13 protein-coding genes are annotated in these 12822 nt (G+C 60.6%); 3 read left to right on the forward strand and 10 right to left on the reverse strand.

The window, feature by feature from the left end:
* Nucleotides 1-123 precede the first annotated feature (123 nt).
* Nucleotides 124-552: a hypothetical protein gene (locus tag IVB27_RS09465; protein WP_247443123.1), complete on the reverse strand. Its 429-nt coding sequence runs from the start codon at nt 550-552 to the stop codon at nt 124-126.
* A gap of 117 nt (nt 553-669) precedes the next feature.
* Between IVB27_RS09465 and relB the strand changes: the two genes are divergently transcribed.
* Entirely contained in the window at nt 670-912 is a 243-nt protein-coding gene (gene relB / locus IVB27_RS09470; RefSeq protein ID WP_247443124.1) for a type II toxin-antitoxin system RelB family anti-toxin, read from the forward strand.
* Nucleotides 913-1471: 559 nt separating this feature from the next.
* On the opposite strand, the gene IVB27_RS09475 is transcribed toward relB, so the two are convergent.
* The 4 genes from IVB27_RS09475 to IVB27_RS09490 all read right to left on the reverse strand — a co-directional run bounded on the left by IVB27_RS09475 (nt 1472) and on the right by IVB27_RS09490 (nt 5227).
* Nucleotides 1472-2752 carry a hypothetical protein gene (locus tag IVB27_RS09475; protein ID WP_247443126.1) on the reverse strand — a complete coding sequence of 427 codons (1281 nt, stop codon included), beginning with the start codon at nt 2750-2752 and terminating at the stop codon, nt 1472-1474.
* 140 nt (nt 2753-2892) lie between these two features.
* Nucleotides 2893-3525, reverse strand: a complete 633-nt coding sequence (locus IVB27_RS09480) for a hypothetical protein (protein ID WP_247443127.1) — start codon at nt 3523-3525, stop codon at nt 2893-2895.
* A 100-nt stretch (nt 3526-3625) separates the two neighbouring features.
* A complete protein-coding gene (locus IVB27_RS09485) occupies nt 3626-4393 on the reverse strand; it encodes a hypothetical protein (protein ID WP_247443129.1) in 768 nt (255 codons plus the stop codon).
* 135 nt (nt 4394-4528) lie between these two features.
* On the reverse strand, nt 4529-5227 hold the full coding sequence (locus IVB27_RS09490) for a recombinase family protein (protein WP_247443158.1): 699 nt from the start codon (nt 5225-5227) through the stop codon (nt 4529-4531).
* A 382-nt stretch (nt 5228-5609) separates the two neighbouring features.
* On the opposite strand from IVB27_RS09490, the gene IVB27_RS09495 reads away from it, so the two are divergent.
* Together IVB27_RS09495 and IVB27_RS43575 are read left to right on the forward strand one after the other, a co-directional pair.
* The gene (locus IVB27_RS09495) at nt 5610-6767 is read left to right on the forward strand and encodes an HNH endonuclease (RefSeq protein WP_247443131.1); all 1158 of its coding nucleotides are present in this window, start codon (nt 5610-5612) and stop codon (nt 6765-6767) included.
* Between the two features lie 125 nt (nt 6768-6892).
* A complete protein-coding gene (locus tag IVB27_RS43575) occupies nt 6893-7621 on the forward strand; it encodes a competence protein CoiA (RefSeq protein ID WP_524536474.1) in 729 nt (242 codons plus the stop codon).
* A 234-nt stretch (nt 7622-7855) separates the two neighbouring features.
* Here IVB27_RS43575 and ptsN read toward each other — a convergent pair whose 3' ends face one another.
* The 5 genes from ptsN to IVB27_RS09520 form a co-directional block, all read right to left on the reverse strand.
* Nucleotides 7856-8317 carry a PTS IIA-like nitrogen regulatory protein PtsN gene (ptsN, locus tag IVB27_RS09500; RefSeq protein WP_007598573.1) on the reverse strand — a complete coding sequence of 154 codons (462 nt, stop codon included), beginning with the start codon at nt 8315-8317 and terminating at the stop codon, nt 7856-7858.
* A gap of 219 nt (nt 8318-8536) precedes the next feature.
* Nucleotides 8537-9136: a ribosome hibernation-promoting factor, HPF/YfiA family gene (gene hpf / locus IVB27_RS09505; RefSeq protein ID WP_247443132.1), complete on the reverse strand. Its 600-nt coding sequence runs from the start codon at nt 9134-9136 to the stop codon at nt 8537-8539.
* Between the two features lie 83 nt (nt 9137-9219).
* Nucleotides 9220-10833, reverse strand: a complete 1614-nt coding sequence (gene rpoN / locus IVB27_RS09510; RefSeq protein WP_247443133.1) for an RNA polymerase factor sigma-54 — start codon at nt 10831-10833, stop codon at nt 9220-9222.
* A gap of 90 nt (nt 10834-10923) precedes the next feature.
* On the reverse strand, nt 10924-11934 hold the full coding sequence (lptB, locus tag IVB27_RS09515) for an LPS export ABC transporter ATP-binding protein (RefSeq protein ID WP_247352754.1): 1011 nt from the start codon (nt 11932-11934) through the stop codon (nt 10924-10926).
* Between the two features lie 174 nt (nt 11935-12108).
* The gene (locus tag IVB27_RS09520) at nt 12109-12819 is read right to left on the reverse strand and encodes an LptA/OstA family protein (RefSeq protein WP_247352752.1); all 711 of its coding nucleotides are present in this window, start codon (nt 12817-12819) and stop codon (nt 12109-12111) included.
* Nucleotides 12820-12822 lie beyond the last annotated feature (3 nt).

Consider the following 12822-nt stretch of genomic DNA (forward strand, 5'->3'; position numbering starts at 1 on the left):
ATTCCGTTTGGTTCAAATGAACTTAAAGTTCCGGTTCCACCTCCGCCCACTCCGCGCGGCCGTCTTGTCGAGCGTGGGATTTTCCCTCGATCTGATTGGCGAGGGACGGATTGAAATGACTCGCTAGCGCGTGTTCGCATAATCCGTTGCTGCCGCCTTGCAGGCCGCAATCTTGGCGCACGCCAGCACGGCACCATCACGCAGGGCACTCTCATAGGACTCGTCTTTGTGGTTCGCGTGAAGATAGGCCCCGAGCAAGGCCGCAGCGACCAAGACCACGACGTAACGGGCCCGCTCCAAAATGAGCCGAGCCTTGGGGTTCTTCTCAATGCGGGTGACCGTCACCAAGAAAATGGCCGGTGTGCTCACGAGAAGGATAACAACTTGGATGCTGCCCGGCTCGATGTCCAGCCGGTTGAGAACCTCATGTTCGAGCCAAAGGCAAAGCGCGATGAATCCCCAGATGGTGGCCCAGTAGCTGGCCATGTCGAAGAGGACCTTAATGGGGTCGTTTTCGCCCAACTTCGGGGCGTTGCTCTCGGTGCTGGACATTTGCGCGTTCCTCAACAGGTGGCTGATGCAATGTAGACGATAGTCATCATGGCTCAATGGGAAAATGGGACTCATAGTCCGTAGACCCAAAGTCATCATGACGGCCTGCTTCCGTGGATGGATGACGAGACAGGCATCGTTAACGTGGTGGCGGCGGCTGTGCGGCGGGCCCGGAAGGGGCTTGGTCTGTCCCAAGAGGATTTGGCCCTAGAGGCGGGGCTGGATCGGACCTACGTCAGTCAGGTGGAGCGGGGCGCCCGCAACTGCACCATCATCGTCCTGGCCCGCTTGGCGAAGGCCTTGAAGACGACCCCTGATAGGTTGCTTGTCCCCCAGAAGAGGACCCGAGGTCAGGCCTGAATCTCGGCCGGTGTCAGGCGGGTCACTTTCAGCACCGGACCTCAGGTTAGGCCCGAACCGGACCGTTGATTTAGGTCAATGGTCACTGTCGTCCTTTTGCCAAGCTTTAGGCATGAATGCGCCTGAGCCCGAGAAACGTCCGACGCCCAAGCCGACGCGCATGGAGGAGACTCGACGGATCATCGAGGAGTATGCCGATGACCTCCGCGAGATCATCAGGAAGCTGCGTCAGAAGATGAATTGAGACCGCCTTGGTCCGCGCACATGGTTCGGCCCTATGGAGGAGACCGAAGGGTTAGTCTTAGGGGCTGTCCTTGGGCGCCATGTAGGAGGGGTGGTGGTCACTCACCCGAGCTTGGAGGTGACCCTTCAGGGTTGGTGAAGGCTGGCCCTTAGAGGCCGCACTAGGGGTGACAATAAAGGAGGGGTGGTGTCACCCTCCCAACTTGAAGGCAGCCCTTACAGGCCCCCTGAGACGGACCTCTAAGTTCTAACCCCCGCTGAGTTTCCTCCTTTAGCTTCCTCCTCCATTAGCGGAGGCGTAAGGCCTATTTCCGGTTTAAGTGATTGTTATCGCGGGGAAAAATTCTATAGAGACAATCGCGCAGGAAGATCCCGTCGCCATGCTGAAAGCAGTCTGCATCGCGTCCTCCGCAACGTAGGCCTTCGATTCCGCGACCAGCACCGCGTCATGGAGCGGCAGGGCGGTCACCCCGAGGCTCTGAAGATGCGTGATGATCCCGATCAGCATATCGCTTTCGATGCGCATCAACTGAAAGCCCAGCCCGGTGCCGAACAAATCGGCAATGGGCGCATGGCGCGTGGCTAGCATCTCAATGGCGTCACGGAGTTTCATGCCCGAGGGGAAATGTTGAAGCGTGCCCTCCGGCCAATTCCGCAATGGGCCGTCCGCGAACAACATCGCGTTCATCAGCCGTTTCCAGCCATCACGTCCGGAGCCATCGCCGGCCACATTATATATGTCACCTTCCGGCTGCGGCTGTCCCGCCCGCACGTACGCTAGGCGCGGGAAGAGCTGCCTGTAATCGACATCCGCAATTCGCTCGCTATCAATCCGAATGCGCTCAAACCGCTCGGCTCGTTCCATGCCCATCCAGAAACCGCCAGCGAGCCGGCCCCCGTGGTGCCAGTTGGCATTATTGAAGATACGCCGAAGAGAGCGGCGATAGGGTGCGATGACTTGCCCATCCTTCCCTAAAGAGAGGCCGGTGTTCTGACCGGTTACTTCGATATCCGCGCTGCTAAGAAACTCGTTGATGCGCCGCATCTGTCTCGCAAGCTGGCGTGTATTGGCTGTCTCCCGGAAGGCGATTGGGGCCGCACGCCCGTCATCGTCCTTGCCTTCCTTCAATATGATTAGAGCGCGTTGGTCGATTTGCTTAACGCTTCGCCACTCGGGTGGTGCCAGCGGAAGATGCTGAGCGAGCGTGGCGCTTGGTCGAATGAGCGACGGCACCCGCATTCTAGCGGACAGCCTATATCCCCTTTGCTCCTCTTCGATCAGGCCAAGCGATGCAAGCCCATCTAACGCGGATAGGAAGTGCTGGCCGTATACTGGGTCGGCGCCGCCATCGCCCCGCCAAAGAAAGCCGTGCGACCGGGGCACCGCGAGCTTTGGGCCGGACTCCACTGCGCTGAGCAGGATTAAGTTGCAGGCCAGCGCTTCAACGGCGAGGCCGAACTTCTCCTTGTCCGCTTCCTTCCGCGCTCGCTTCCTCGCGCCGCTATCTGTCTCGTGCAGCAGTAGCGCATCGCGCAAACATTGGACCGCATGGGCAAGTTCGGTCGTCTTGCCCCGGAGCAGTGGATCGAACCACATGATGTTGGGTGATTCTGTCATCGAGGCGTGAGGCGTGTGTTCAAAGTGACCTGCCCCAACCCTCGATATGCACGCACTGCTTCACTCCGACCAGATACCTCGCGCGAATGCTGCGGCTTACGATTTCTTTCGGGCATGGATCAACTCGACGCGCGGAGCCGCCCATAGCGCTGCCGATGGGCCAGGACGCCCGCGACGTGCTTCTCAATGACCCATTCGCAGGGCTGCTCCAGCATCCGTCCCATCTCCCGCAGAACCCGCCCGGTGGACTTGGGGAAGGCGTGCATTTCGGTCCGCCGTTTCCTGCCCTGATGGTCCTCCACTACCCACACACGATGCGTGCCCGAGGCTAGCCGATGGACGGCCTTGCAGATTTGCACCGTCCGGAACTCCTTTGAGCGGGGTGCCGTGGCGTCGGCCTTGATCAGGGCGGAGACGGCGAGCACGAGGGAGACAACGCGCTGCGGGGGCACGCCTTCAACGCGGAGCCGCGCTAGTCCGATCTTGGCTCGCTTCGTGGCGGACATTCCTTTGAGGCGCGTCGCAATCTCCACCGGGCCAGCTTCCTCTAGGGCTCGTGCCATGTCCGCAATTGCGGCGGCGATGAACTTATCGTTAGCTGCCCGAAGGCCGACATACGCGGTCGCCGCCGTGATAAATGGCCGCAACTCGGATGCCTTGAAGCTCGCCCGCCAATAGGAGCCATGACGCTGCCGGTGCTCAACGTGGCGCCTACAGTGGTGAGGGGCGAGGCCTTCACGGGCTGCCTTCATGGTCTCGCGCCCGCAGCCGGGTATAGCGCACGTGGCTGCAGCTGCGAGCGGCCCCAATCGGATGCTCTCCTTTAGGGCCGTCTTGCGTCTGCTTCGTGGGCTAGCGCCGGACATCGTCCCGACCTTGCAGCAGAAACCTCTCGTGCACGGCGTCTGCCAAGTCCACAGCGTAGCGGAGCAATTCCTCATATCCGCCGAGTGTAACATTGAGCCCCGGCATCTTGCTTGCCCTCGTGGGGCGTTTGCCATGGGCGGCAAGTTGACGCTTGAACAGCTCGACCGCGAATTGGATAGCACTTTCTCTCACACGCGCTTTGCGACGCGTATCTTGCCCCATTGCGCGAACAACGTCTTTGTAGACCCACCTCAGTGTGGCGCGGCGATAGTCGTAGTGACCACCATCTTTTTGTTCGCGAGTATCGGCCAGCGCTGGAGTGTTCGCCACAATACGGCGTAGGTAGAAATTTCCTTCTTTGGTGCCGGGCGCGGCATACGCCAAATACAGATATTTCCGCTTAGACCAATCGAACCGAAATCGTCCTCCAGGAATTTCCATCAGCAGCATGACCACGAAATACCAAGGGTCAAAATATCGGTTGCTTCGGGCCTTGCCGGATTCCGCTGTAGGATCATGAATCACCGCTGAAACTGCGGGCAAAGGCAATCCGCGAGCCTCTGGGACTAGGTCAGACTGAAGTATCGAACTCGCAGGAAATCGAGACCGGACAATGCGCGAGGCATCTGGTAGCGTTCTGCGCTTTCCCTGCTGGTAGGCGCCGGCCTCTTTCAAGTATGCAATGCAAGCAGCAAGGGTCTCACGAGCCGACTGATCATATTCGATGAGCAGTGTCGAATTCTTCTTGGGCATTTCCTCATTCCATAGCGGTGACGCACAACGTTTTATGTAGGAGTTCGCATCCCGATTTGCGAGAAATTAATGCTGGAGAAACGTCAAGCTACTTCACTAGAATCAATCGCTTGGTAGCTTTTTCTTCGTTCGCTGCTACTGCATCCTCGCTAGACGTGCTTCGATCAGCGTGACCTGTGGTGCTGACCACTTCGCTCCACCCCTTGCCGTAGGGATGTCCTGTGCGGTCAATGCTCGTGCGACCTCGGTGGGTGACGTGATGCCCTTGGCCCGGAGCTTCTTGAGCACGGGGGCGAGGTCCGCTGCTCGTCTATCGGCAAGCTTTGATTGCTCGTCTCTCCCGCGAGCTTGTGCATCGGTGGATAGGCTCCCCCCTCGATGTCCCCCCAGTCGTTGCCCTCGCGCCTTAGCTGCCGCAAGCGCGGCCTTGGTGCGGGCAGAGATCAGCCCTGCCTCTAGCTCCGCCACTGCGGCCATCTGTTGAAGCATGAAGCGCCCGGTGGGCCCCTCGATGGCTGGGAGATCAGCGAAGCGTACGTCCACCCCAGCCTCTAGCAGGCGCTCCAAGAAGCCCACCGAGCGGGTCAGGCGATCAACCTTGGCGACCACAAGGGCTGCCCGGTGCAGACGCGCTGCGGTCAATGCCTCGTCTAGCGCGGGTCTGTCGTTGCGGCGTCCGCTCTCCACCTCCGTGAATTCGGCGATGACGTTCGCTAGTCCATCTCCGAGGTGGTTCGTTACGGCGGCCCTCTGAGCATCGAGGCCCAAACCGGACTGGCCTTGCTTGCGGGTGGATACTCGATAGTAGGCGACAAATCGGCGCTTCACGGCCATTTTTTCCTCTCGATGATGGCTCGCAAAAAACTTAGTCAACGAGCGTTGTCACCATATTTTTCGGAGGATTCGCTCGGCAAGAGGGGGCGCATGAGTCAAATAGACTCAGGCAACGGAAAGAGTTAAGCGCGGCCCGCATGTGGTGAAATAGCATTGGCCACGAGGAATCCCGACCGAACGCTCCGTTGGACGACGTTTCAGAAATCAAAGGGGCGCACGGGGGAAAGACAGCAAGCCGCCGACACGAGGTCACGTCTTAAATTTGGGACCCCTGAGAAATGTTGGCCGGGCTCGTCTGCGTCTGGCCTCTTCTAGTCCAGCTACGATAAGCTAGGGCTGGGTCGTCGGCATCACGCAGGACGAACCTCCTTGGGGAAAGTTCATGCAGTCGCGAGAGGAATTGGTTGGAGCAATTCGAGCGCTACGGAATGAGACGGAGATTCTTTCCGAGCCGCAGAAGGAGAAATGGCTCGGTTGGCTTTCCGAATATGACGGGCCGGGCTTCTATGGTCGGAAAAAGGCGGATCGTTCGGCTCGCTTCATATTCAACAAGTTGAACAGCGCCGCGATGATTATTTGGCTGGCGGAAGCCAGTGGTGTTGATGCTCGTATCCTTCAAAAGGCTCTGACGGCGAGCCGGAATCATCCCCAAACAAAGCAGGCGGCAGCCATTCGGAAAGTTCTTCCTTGGGAGTTGATTGAAGCGCGTCTCGGCGTGTCACAAGCGAAGGAGGCGGCCGTTCAACGCCACTTCATTGCGTATCATAACGCGGATGAACGCGGCACTTATCGAACCCGTAGGGATGAAGGTGCTTTCCTCACACGCAAGAATTTTCGTGGTCAGACTCTGATCGGGCAGCATGTCTGGGTTTTTGAAGGAAGTGGCTCGCCAAAGAATTATCGACTGGTGCGTCATGGGACCGTAATCACAATGCACCGTGATGACGCGGGGGAGGCGCGTGTAAAGTTTAAGATAGAAGGCCCCGAGGCGGCGATTGCCGTGACCGAATTGCCGTGGTTCAGGCGTCTATTGGATCAGCAGCGTTCGTTTGCGAATGGATTTAGCTCTCTTCGCGATGCGGCGATTATTCAATCCTTGGAGCAAATTGTCCGAGCATGGCAAAATGACGCACGCGTTGGTCTTCCTGCCGGCCCAACGACCGCTCAAGCCCTAATAGACGCACGCCTCGGTCAGGGCACCTTCAGAAGGAGCTTGGAGGCCAAATGGAGTAGTGCGTGCGCGGTCACGGGCTGCACAATCTCCGGAATTCTTCGTGCTTCTCACATAAAGCCGTGGGCCGCTTCCAATGATTCTGAGCGCTTGGACCCGGAGAACGGTCTTCTGCTGATTGCGCACGTTGATGGGCTTTTCGATAAAGGGCTTATCTCTTTTGGGAAGGACGGACAGATGCTCCTATCGAAACGGATCAGCCGGAGAGATCGCAAGTATCTGCGCTTGCCGACATCGTTGCGCAAAGGGCCCAGTGAGCAACAATGCCACTTTCTTGAATACCATCGGGTGAAGATTTTCGAGGCCTAGATAATGCGCTCGCTTCTTCATGCGAAGTGTTCGATTGCCCATCTCGGCGGACGGTGGTTGGCTCTAGGCATGAACAAGGTCGCGCGTGCGCTCGCATGCGTCATCGATAATCCACGGAGACCGACGTGCAGTTCGCGTTTGCAATAGACAACACGCATCTTGAAGCGGAGCCTGGGAAGTCCGCCACCTGCCGGGATTGTGGTGGCAGGGTTATTGCAAAGTGCGGAGAGCACCGAGTTTGGCACTGGTCACACATTGGACGGCGTGACTGCGACAGTTGGTGGGAGCCCGAGACACCCTGGCATCGTGGTTGGAAAGGGCTGTTCCCAAAAGATTCTCAGGAAATCATTTGTCGCTCGGAAACGGGCGAGAACCATCGCGCAGACGTAAAGACCCTGTCGGGTCTAGTCATCGAATTCCAGCGGTCGCCTATTGCTCCGGACGAGCAGCGAAAACGCGAGCCCTTTTACGGAGACCGCTTGATCTGGGTGATAGATGGAACTCGGCTTGCAGGGGACATGCGTCGCTTTAACCAAGGCGGCCGCAACCTCGTGCGAATGACATCTGGGGTGCTCAGCGTTTTCTTGACCCAAGACCCCGCCGCAAGCTTTCCGAGACAGTGGCTAGAGTGCGAAGCGCCCGTCTTCTTGGACTTCGGAGGTGCAGATTGTCGGGTTGACGCGCCTCTGTGGTGCTTGCTGCCCGGGCGGGCAGAAGGGCACGCTCTTGTTGTTGCGGTATCGCGAAGCAATTTCCTTGCTCTAGCACTTACCGAGGTTTGCATTTTTGACCATGCAGCGATTTTGCAGACTGCGGCTGAAGGTCTGAAAGCAACGAGGCGTCGGACATCTTAGGCGCATCATCATGCAACAGGGCTGTGTAACAAAGTCTCGACACGTTTAGAAATATGGCATAAAGATCAGTATCTTACGGATCAGGCCGGCCAGTCCTTTCCTGGGTACCATTTCCTGGGCACCATTTTCGAAATCTCAGCATCAAATGGCTCGCCTGCACATCAGGCTTTGCTGGCACTTGCGTGAAGCAAGGCCAGATCGGGCATTCATCTGAACTGTTGGAGACCCGGCTTCTTACGCCGCAGTCGCGGGCGGTAGCGCCAGCACCGAATAGATCGCCTGGGCGTCGCGGGAGGCGCGGAGCTTTTTGGCGATGTCCTGGTCGCGGAGGAGACGGGCGATGCGGGCGAGCGCCTTCAAATGATCGGCGCCGGCGCCTTCGGGGGCGAGCAGCAGGAAGACGAGATCGACCGGCTGGCCGTCCATCGATTCGAAATCGATCGGACGATCGAGACGGGCGAACAGGCCGAAGATCTTTTCCAGCTTGGGCAGCTTGCCGTGGGGAATGGCGACGCCGTAGCCGACCGCGGTGGTGCCGAGCTTCTCACGCTGCAGCAGCACCTCGAACACGGAGCGCTCGTTCTGGCCGGTCAGCTCGGCCGCCCTGGCGGCGAGTTCCTGGAGCGCCTGCTTCTTGCTGTTGACCTTCAATGCCGGGAGAATCGCCTCGGGCGCGACCAGATCGGTAATCGGCATGGAAGGTTTCCGAGGTGAATTAAACCGTCAGGTTCCGAATTGGCCAGCTTGGTGAGAACCACGCCGGGCCGGCGTCAAGAAGGTGAAGCAGGAGGGGAACTTAGCCCGGTCCTGATGTGGGGCGCTTCTACTCCAACGCAATCCCGGTGCCAACTGCTGCGTGCGGCTTTGCCCCCGTCATTGTTAAGGCTGCGGATGGTACGGGCCCCGGTTCCGGCCCTAACCACCTGATTTGGCCCCCGGCGGGTCGATCCAGCCCACATTGCCGTCGGCCCGGCGGTAAATGATATTCACCCGGCCGCTGGAGCCGTGCTGGAAAACCAGGCAGGGCGCACCGCTGAGGTCGAGCTCCATGACGGCCTCGCTCACCGAAAGCTGCTTCAGGGAGGTGGTGGCCTCGGCGATGATCACGGGGCTGTAGCCGGTGACCTCGTCGTCGTCCTCACCCTCGCCCGGCGCTTCCAGCACATAGCTCGTGGCATCCATGGCGGCGAGAGCGGCGGAGGCGACATGGGCCTTGCGGGCCGAGCGATCCTTGAGCCGGCTCTTGTAGCGCTTGAGGCGCTTCTCGATCATCAGGAGCGCCAGGTCGGCGCTTGCATAGGCATCGGGCGCGTTCGAATCGGCCTCAAGCGTAATTCCGGAATCGAGGTGCAGCGCGCAGTCGGTGCGGAAGCCGAAGCCGTCCTTGCTGAGCGTAATGTGCCCGGAATAGTTGCCGTCGAAATATTTACGCAGGACCTCTTCAGTCCGGTCGGAAACGCGGCCGCGCAGGGCCTCGCCAACGCTGACGCTCTTTCCCGAGATTCTGAGAGTCATGTGATACCTCGCTTGGTTTGGGTGCCTAGCTTGGATCGGCCGCGAAGGGGGGATGAGAGTAGCGCGATTTCGCGCCAGCGCAATCAGGCCGGCACGGTGCTGCGGGAGCGATCGGACATTGCGGTGGAGAGGACGTTACCAAGAGCGCTCTGCTTGTCGCGGCGGCGTTGCACCGAGGAAGGAATGCGCATGGCTTCGCGGTACTTCGCGACCGTGCGGCGGGCAATATCAATGCCCGAGCCGCGCAAGCGTTCCACGATAGTATCGTCGGACAGGATCGCGGACGGCGCCTCCGAATCGATCAGCTGCTTGATGTGGTGACGCACGGCTTCGGCCGAATGCGCCTCGCCGCCGTCAGCCGAAGCGATCGAGGCCGTGAAGAAATATTTCAGCTCGAACGTGCCGCGATTGGTCGCCATGTATTTGTTGGCGGTGACGCGCGACACCGTCGATTCATGCATCTGGATGGCGTCGGCGACGGCCTTCAGATTCAGCGGCCGCAGGTGCGCCACGCCATGGGTGAAGAAGCCGTCCTGCTGGCGCACGATCTCGGTCGCGACCTTCAGGATGGTGCGGGCGCGCTGGTCGAGCGCGCGCACCAGCCAGGTCGCATTCTGGAGCGCGTCGGTGAAATAGGACTTGTCGCCGTCCTTGCCGATCTTCTTCGAGAGCTGCGAATAGTAGGTCTGGTTGACCAGCACGCGCGGCAAGGTGTCGCTGTTGAGCTCAACATGCCAGCCGCCGTCGGGACCGGGGCGGACATAGACGTCAGGCACCATGGTCTGGAGCCGGGCCGAGCCGAACTTCATGCCGGGCTTGGGATTGAGCCGGCGAATCTCGCCGATCATGTCGGCGATGTCCTCGTCGTCGACGCCGCAGAGCTTGCGCAAGGCTCCGACGTCGCGCTTGGCGAGGAGATCGAGATGCTCGACCAGGGCCTGCATCGCGGGATCGTAGCGGTCGAGCTCGCGGAGCTGGATCGCCAGGCATTCGCTCAAATTGCGCGCGCAGACGCCGGGCGGATCGAATTTTTGCAGCACGGCAAGAACGTTCTCGACGTCCTGCTGCGATGCGCCAAGCCGTTCGGCGGCCTGGCCGAGATCCGGTGGCAGATAGCCGGCCTCGTCGACGAGGTCGATCAGGTACTGGCCGATCATGCGCTGCGCGGCCCCGGTGAAAGCAACCGATAGCTGCTCGGCGAGGTGGTCGCCGAGCGTGGTCTCCGCGGCGACGAAGGCTTCGAGATTGTAGGCCTCGTCACCGGAGGCACCGCCGCCCCATTCCGTATAGGTGGTCGGCGCCGCATCCTGGGCGTTGCGGGCGGCAGCCTCGGCCGGTTCCTCGGAGAAGACGTTGTCGAGGCCGGTGTCCATGGTCTGCTCGATCTCGGCGCGGGTGCCGAGATCCTTGCTCAGCCATTCTTCCTGGCCGGGCTCGAACGCCTCGCCCGGACCGCCGCCGGGCTCGTCATTGTGGCCGCCGTCGCTATCGTTGAACTGGCCGGTCTCGGCCGGGGCTTCGCCGGCCGGGGGCTCGTCATTGGCCCGCTCCAGCAGCGGATTACGCTCGAGTTCCTCTTCCACGAACGTCGTGAGATCGAGATTGGACAATTGCAGCAGCTTGATCGCCTGCATCAATTGCGGCGTCATGACCAGCGACTGCGATTGCCGGAACTCTAATCTCTGCGTAAGCGCCATGAAGCAAGAACCGATCCCAAAAGTTGGTCCGATTTTTGCTTATCCTAGTCCGAGCCCGATGTACACGTCTTGACGAAATGGAAAAACGGGCTAGAGGCGGAACTCCTCGCCAAGGTAAAGACGGCGTACGTCCGGATCGGCGACGATCTCATCCGGGCTCCCCTCGGTCAGGATTTCACCGGCATAGACGATGTAGGCGCGATCGGTGAGGCCGAGCGTCTCGCGCACATTGTGATCGGTGATCAGCACGCCGATGCCGCGGTTGGTGAGATGGCGAACGAGGTCCTGGATGTCGCCGACCGCGATCGGATCGATGCCGGCAAAAGGCTCGTCGAGCAGCATGTAGTTCGGACGCGTCGCCAGCGCACGTGCGATCTCGACGCGGCGCCGCTCACCGCCGGACAGCGCGATCGACGGCGATTTACGCAGGCGCGTGATGTTGAATTCGTCGAGCAGCGAGTCGAGCTGCTGCTCGCGCTTCTTGCGCGAGGGCTCGACCACTTCAAGCACGGCGCGGATGTTCTGCTCGACGGTGAGGCCACGGAAGATCGAGGCTTCCTGCGGCAGATAGCCGATGCCCAGTCGCGCACGCTGATACATCGGCAGCTTGGTGACGTCGTGGCCGTCGAGTTCGATCGCGCCGCGGTCGGCCTTGATCAGGCCGGTGATCATGTAGAACACGGTGGTCTTGCCGGCGCCGTTCGGACCGAGCAGGCCGACCGCTTCGCCGCGGCGCACATAGATGCTGACGCCGCGCACAACCTGGCGGCTGCCAAAACTCTTTTCCACGCTATGCACAGCCAGGAAGCCCGGGCGCTTCAACAGCTGAGGCCCGCCGGAACCATTGGGCTTGGCGGCAGCGGCCCTGACGGGATGAACCGCCTGCGCGCGCGGCTCGGCTTGATAGGTGGCCTGGAAGTCAGCCTGGAACTGGTCTGGCGCATGCATCGGCTGGTCACGCGCAATCGGCGGCGCATCCCGTACCGGGCTGGCCACGAGACCGCCGACACTGTCACCGAGCGCGGTGATGTCCTGGCGCGCAAATCCTGGCCGGCCGCGCTTGGCGGGGCGCCGACGGAACATGCTGAAGAGATCGACCATCCCCGCCTTCTAGCCTTTCGCGACGATCCTGCGCGGAACTGCCCGGTGAAACACCCCCGATAAGCGGCGAACCCCGCTTCGAAAGCCCTTCGCACCAGATACAGTCTCGCCGGGCAAGCTTCAACCTCGGATCAGCAGCGCTCGGCCCAAGTGCTTGAAATCATTCTTCAAATTTTACTTCGGTTTACTGGCGCCAGGCAGTTGCAAAGGCCCCGCGCCGGGCTTGCCCGATCCTCCGGATCCGCAATCATTGCCGCCGCCTTGTGGCAGCAGCGCCTGCACCCGGCCGGTGTCGGATTCCACACGCGACACGCCGGTGGTCATGTCGACCGCCAGCCGGTCGCCGCGCAGCACGTTCTTGCACTGCGTCAAGACGACGCCGCCGAGCATGGTGATCTGATTGGTCCTGGTGTCGAACACGGCGGTCTCGCCTGTCACCACCTGGTCCTTCTGGGTGACGACGACATTGCCGCGCGCCTCCAGCCGCTTGATCGAGGAGCTGCCGCCCGGCCCCGGCGTCGCCGACTGCATCGGAGCGCCCTTTGTCGCCTTCGCCGCAGGCTGCGGTGTGGCCGGCTTGTCGCCGCCCGAATCGTAAAACACCACCAGCGTCTTCGAGGTCATGGTGGTGTCGCCCTGGATGACCTTCACATTGCCGGAGAAGGTCGCCTCCTTCTTCTTGTCGCGCATCTCGAGCGAGGCAGCTTCGATCTGGATCGGTTGATCGCGATTCTGCGAGAAGCCCTGCATCGCGTTGGGCACGCCTTGCATCGTGCTCTGCGCGATTGCCGCACCCGTTGCGAGCAGTGCGACGCCGACGGCGAGCGCGGCCGCACCAGGGATGACGCGCCGCTTGTCTTTGTTGCGCGGAAAAAACCTGATCATGAA

The organism is Bradyrhizobium sp. 197, assembly GCF_023073375.1.
In the GTDB taxonomy this organism is placed as follows: domain Bacteria; phylum Pseudomonadota; class Alphaproteobacteria; order Rhizobiales; family Xanthobacteraceae; genus Bradyrhizobium.

What these genes read in the sequence shown, in the direction of transcription:
- IVB27_RS09490 (WP_247443158.1), bottom strand. Translation starts at nt 5,227, where the DNA reads ATGGCCGTGAAGCGCCGATTTGTCGCCTACTATCGAGTATCCACCCGC.
- IVB27_RS09465 (WP_247443123.1), bottom strand. Translation starts at nt 552, where the DNA reads ATGTCCAGCACCGAGAGCAACGCCCCGAAGTTGGGCGAAAACGACCCC.
- IVB27_RS09480 (WP_247443127.1), bottom strand. Translation starts at nt 3,525, where the DNA reads ATGAAGGCAGCCCGTGAAGGCCTCGCCCCTCACCACTGTAGGCGCCAC.
- IVB27_RS09495 (WP_247443131.1), top strand. Translation starts at nt 5,610, where the DNA reads ATGCAGTCGCGAGAGGAATTGGTTGGAGCAATTCGAGCGCTACGGAAT.
- lptB (WP_247352754.1), bottom strand. Translation starts at nt 11,934, where the DNA reads ATGGTCGATCTCTTCAGCATGTTCCGTCGGCGCCCCGCCAAGCGCGGC.
- rpoN (WP_247443133.1), bottom strand. Translation starts at nt 10,833, where the DNA reads ATGGCGCTTACGCAGAGATTAGAGTTCCGGCAATCGCAGTCGCTGGTC.
- relB (WP_247443124.1), top strand. Translation starts at nt 670, where the DNA reads ATGGATGACGAGACAGGCATCGTTAACGTGGTGGCGGCGGCTGTGCGG.
- IVB27_RS09485 (WP_247443129.1), bottom strand. Translation starts at nt 4,393, where the DNA reads ATGCCCAAGAAGAATTCGACACTGCTCATCGAATATGATCAGTCGGCT.
- hpf (WP_247443132.1), bottom strand. Translation starts at nt 9,136, where the DNA reads ATGACTCTCAGAATCTCGGGAAAGAGCGTCAGCGTTGGCGAGGCCCTG.
- IVB27_RS09520 (WP_247352752.1), bottom strand. Translation starts at nt 12,819, where the DNA reads ATGATCAGGTTTTTTCCGCGCAACAAAGACAAGCGGCGCGTCATCCCT.
- IVB27_RS09475 (WP_247443126.1), bottom strand. Translation starts at nt 2,752, where the DNA reads ATGTGGTTCGATCCACTGCTCCGGGGCAAGACGACCGAACTTGCCCAT.
- ptsN (WP_007598573.1), bottom strand. Translation starts at nt 8,317, where the DNA reads ATGCCGATTACCGATCTGGTCGCGCCCGAGGCGATTCTCCCGGCATTG.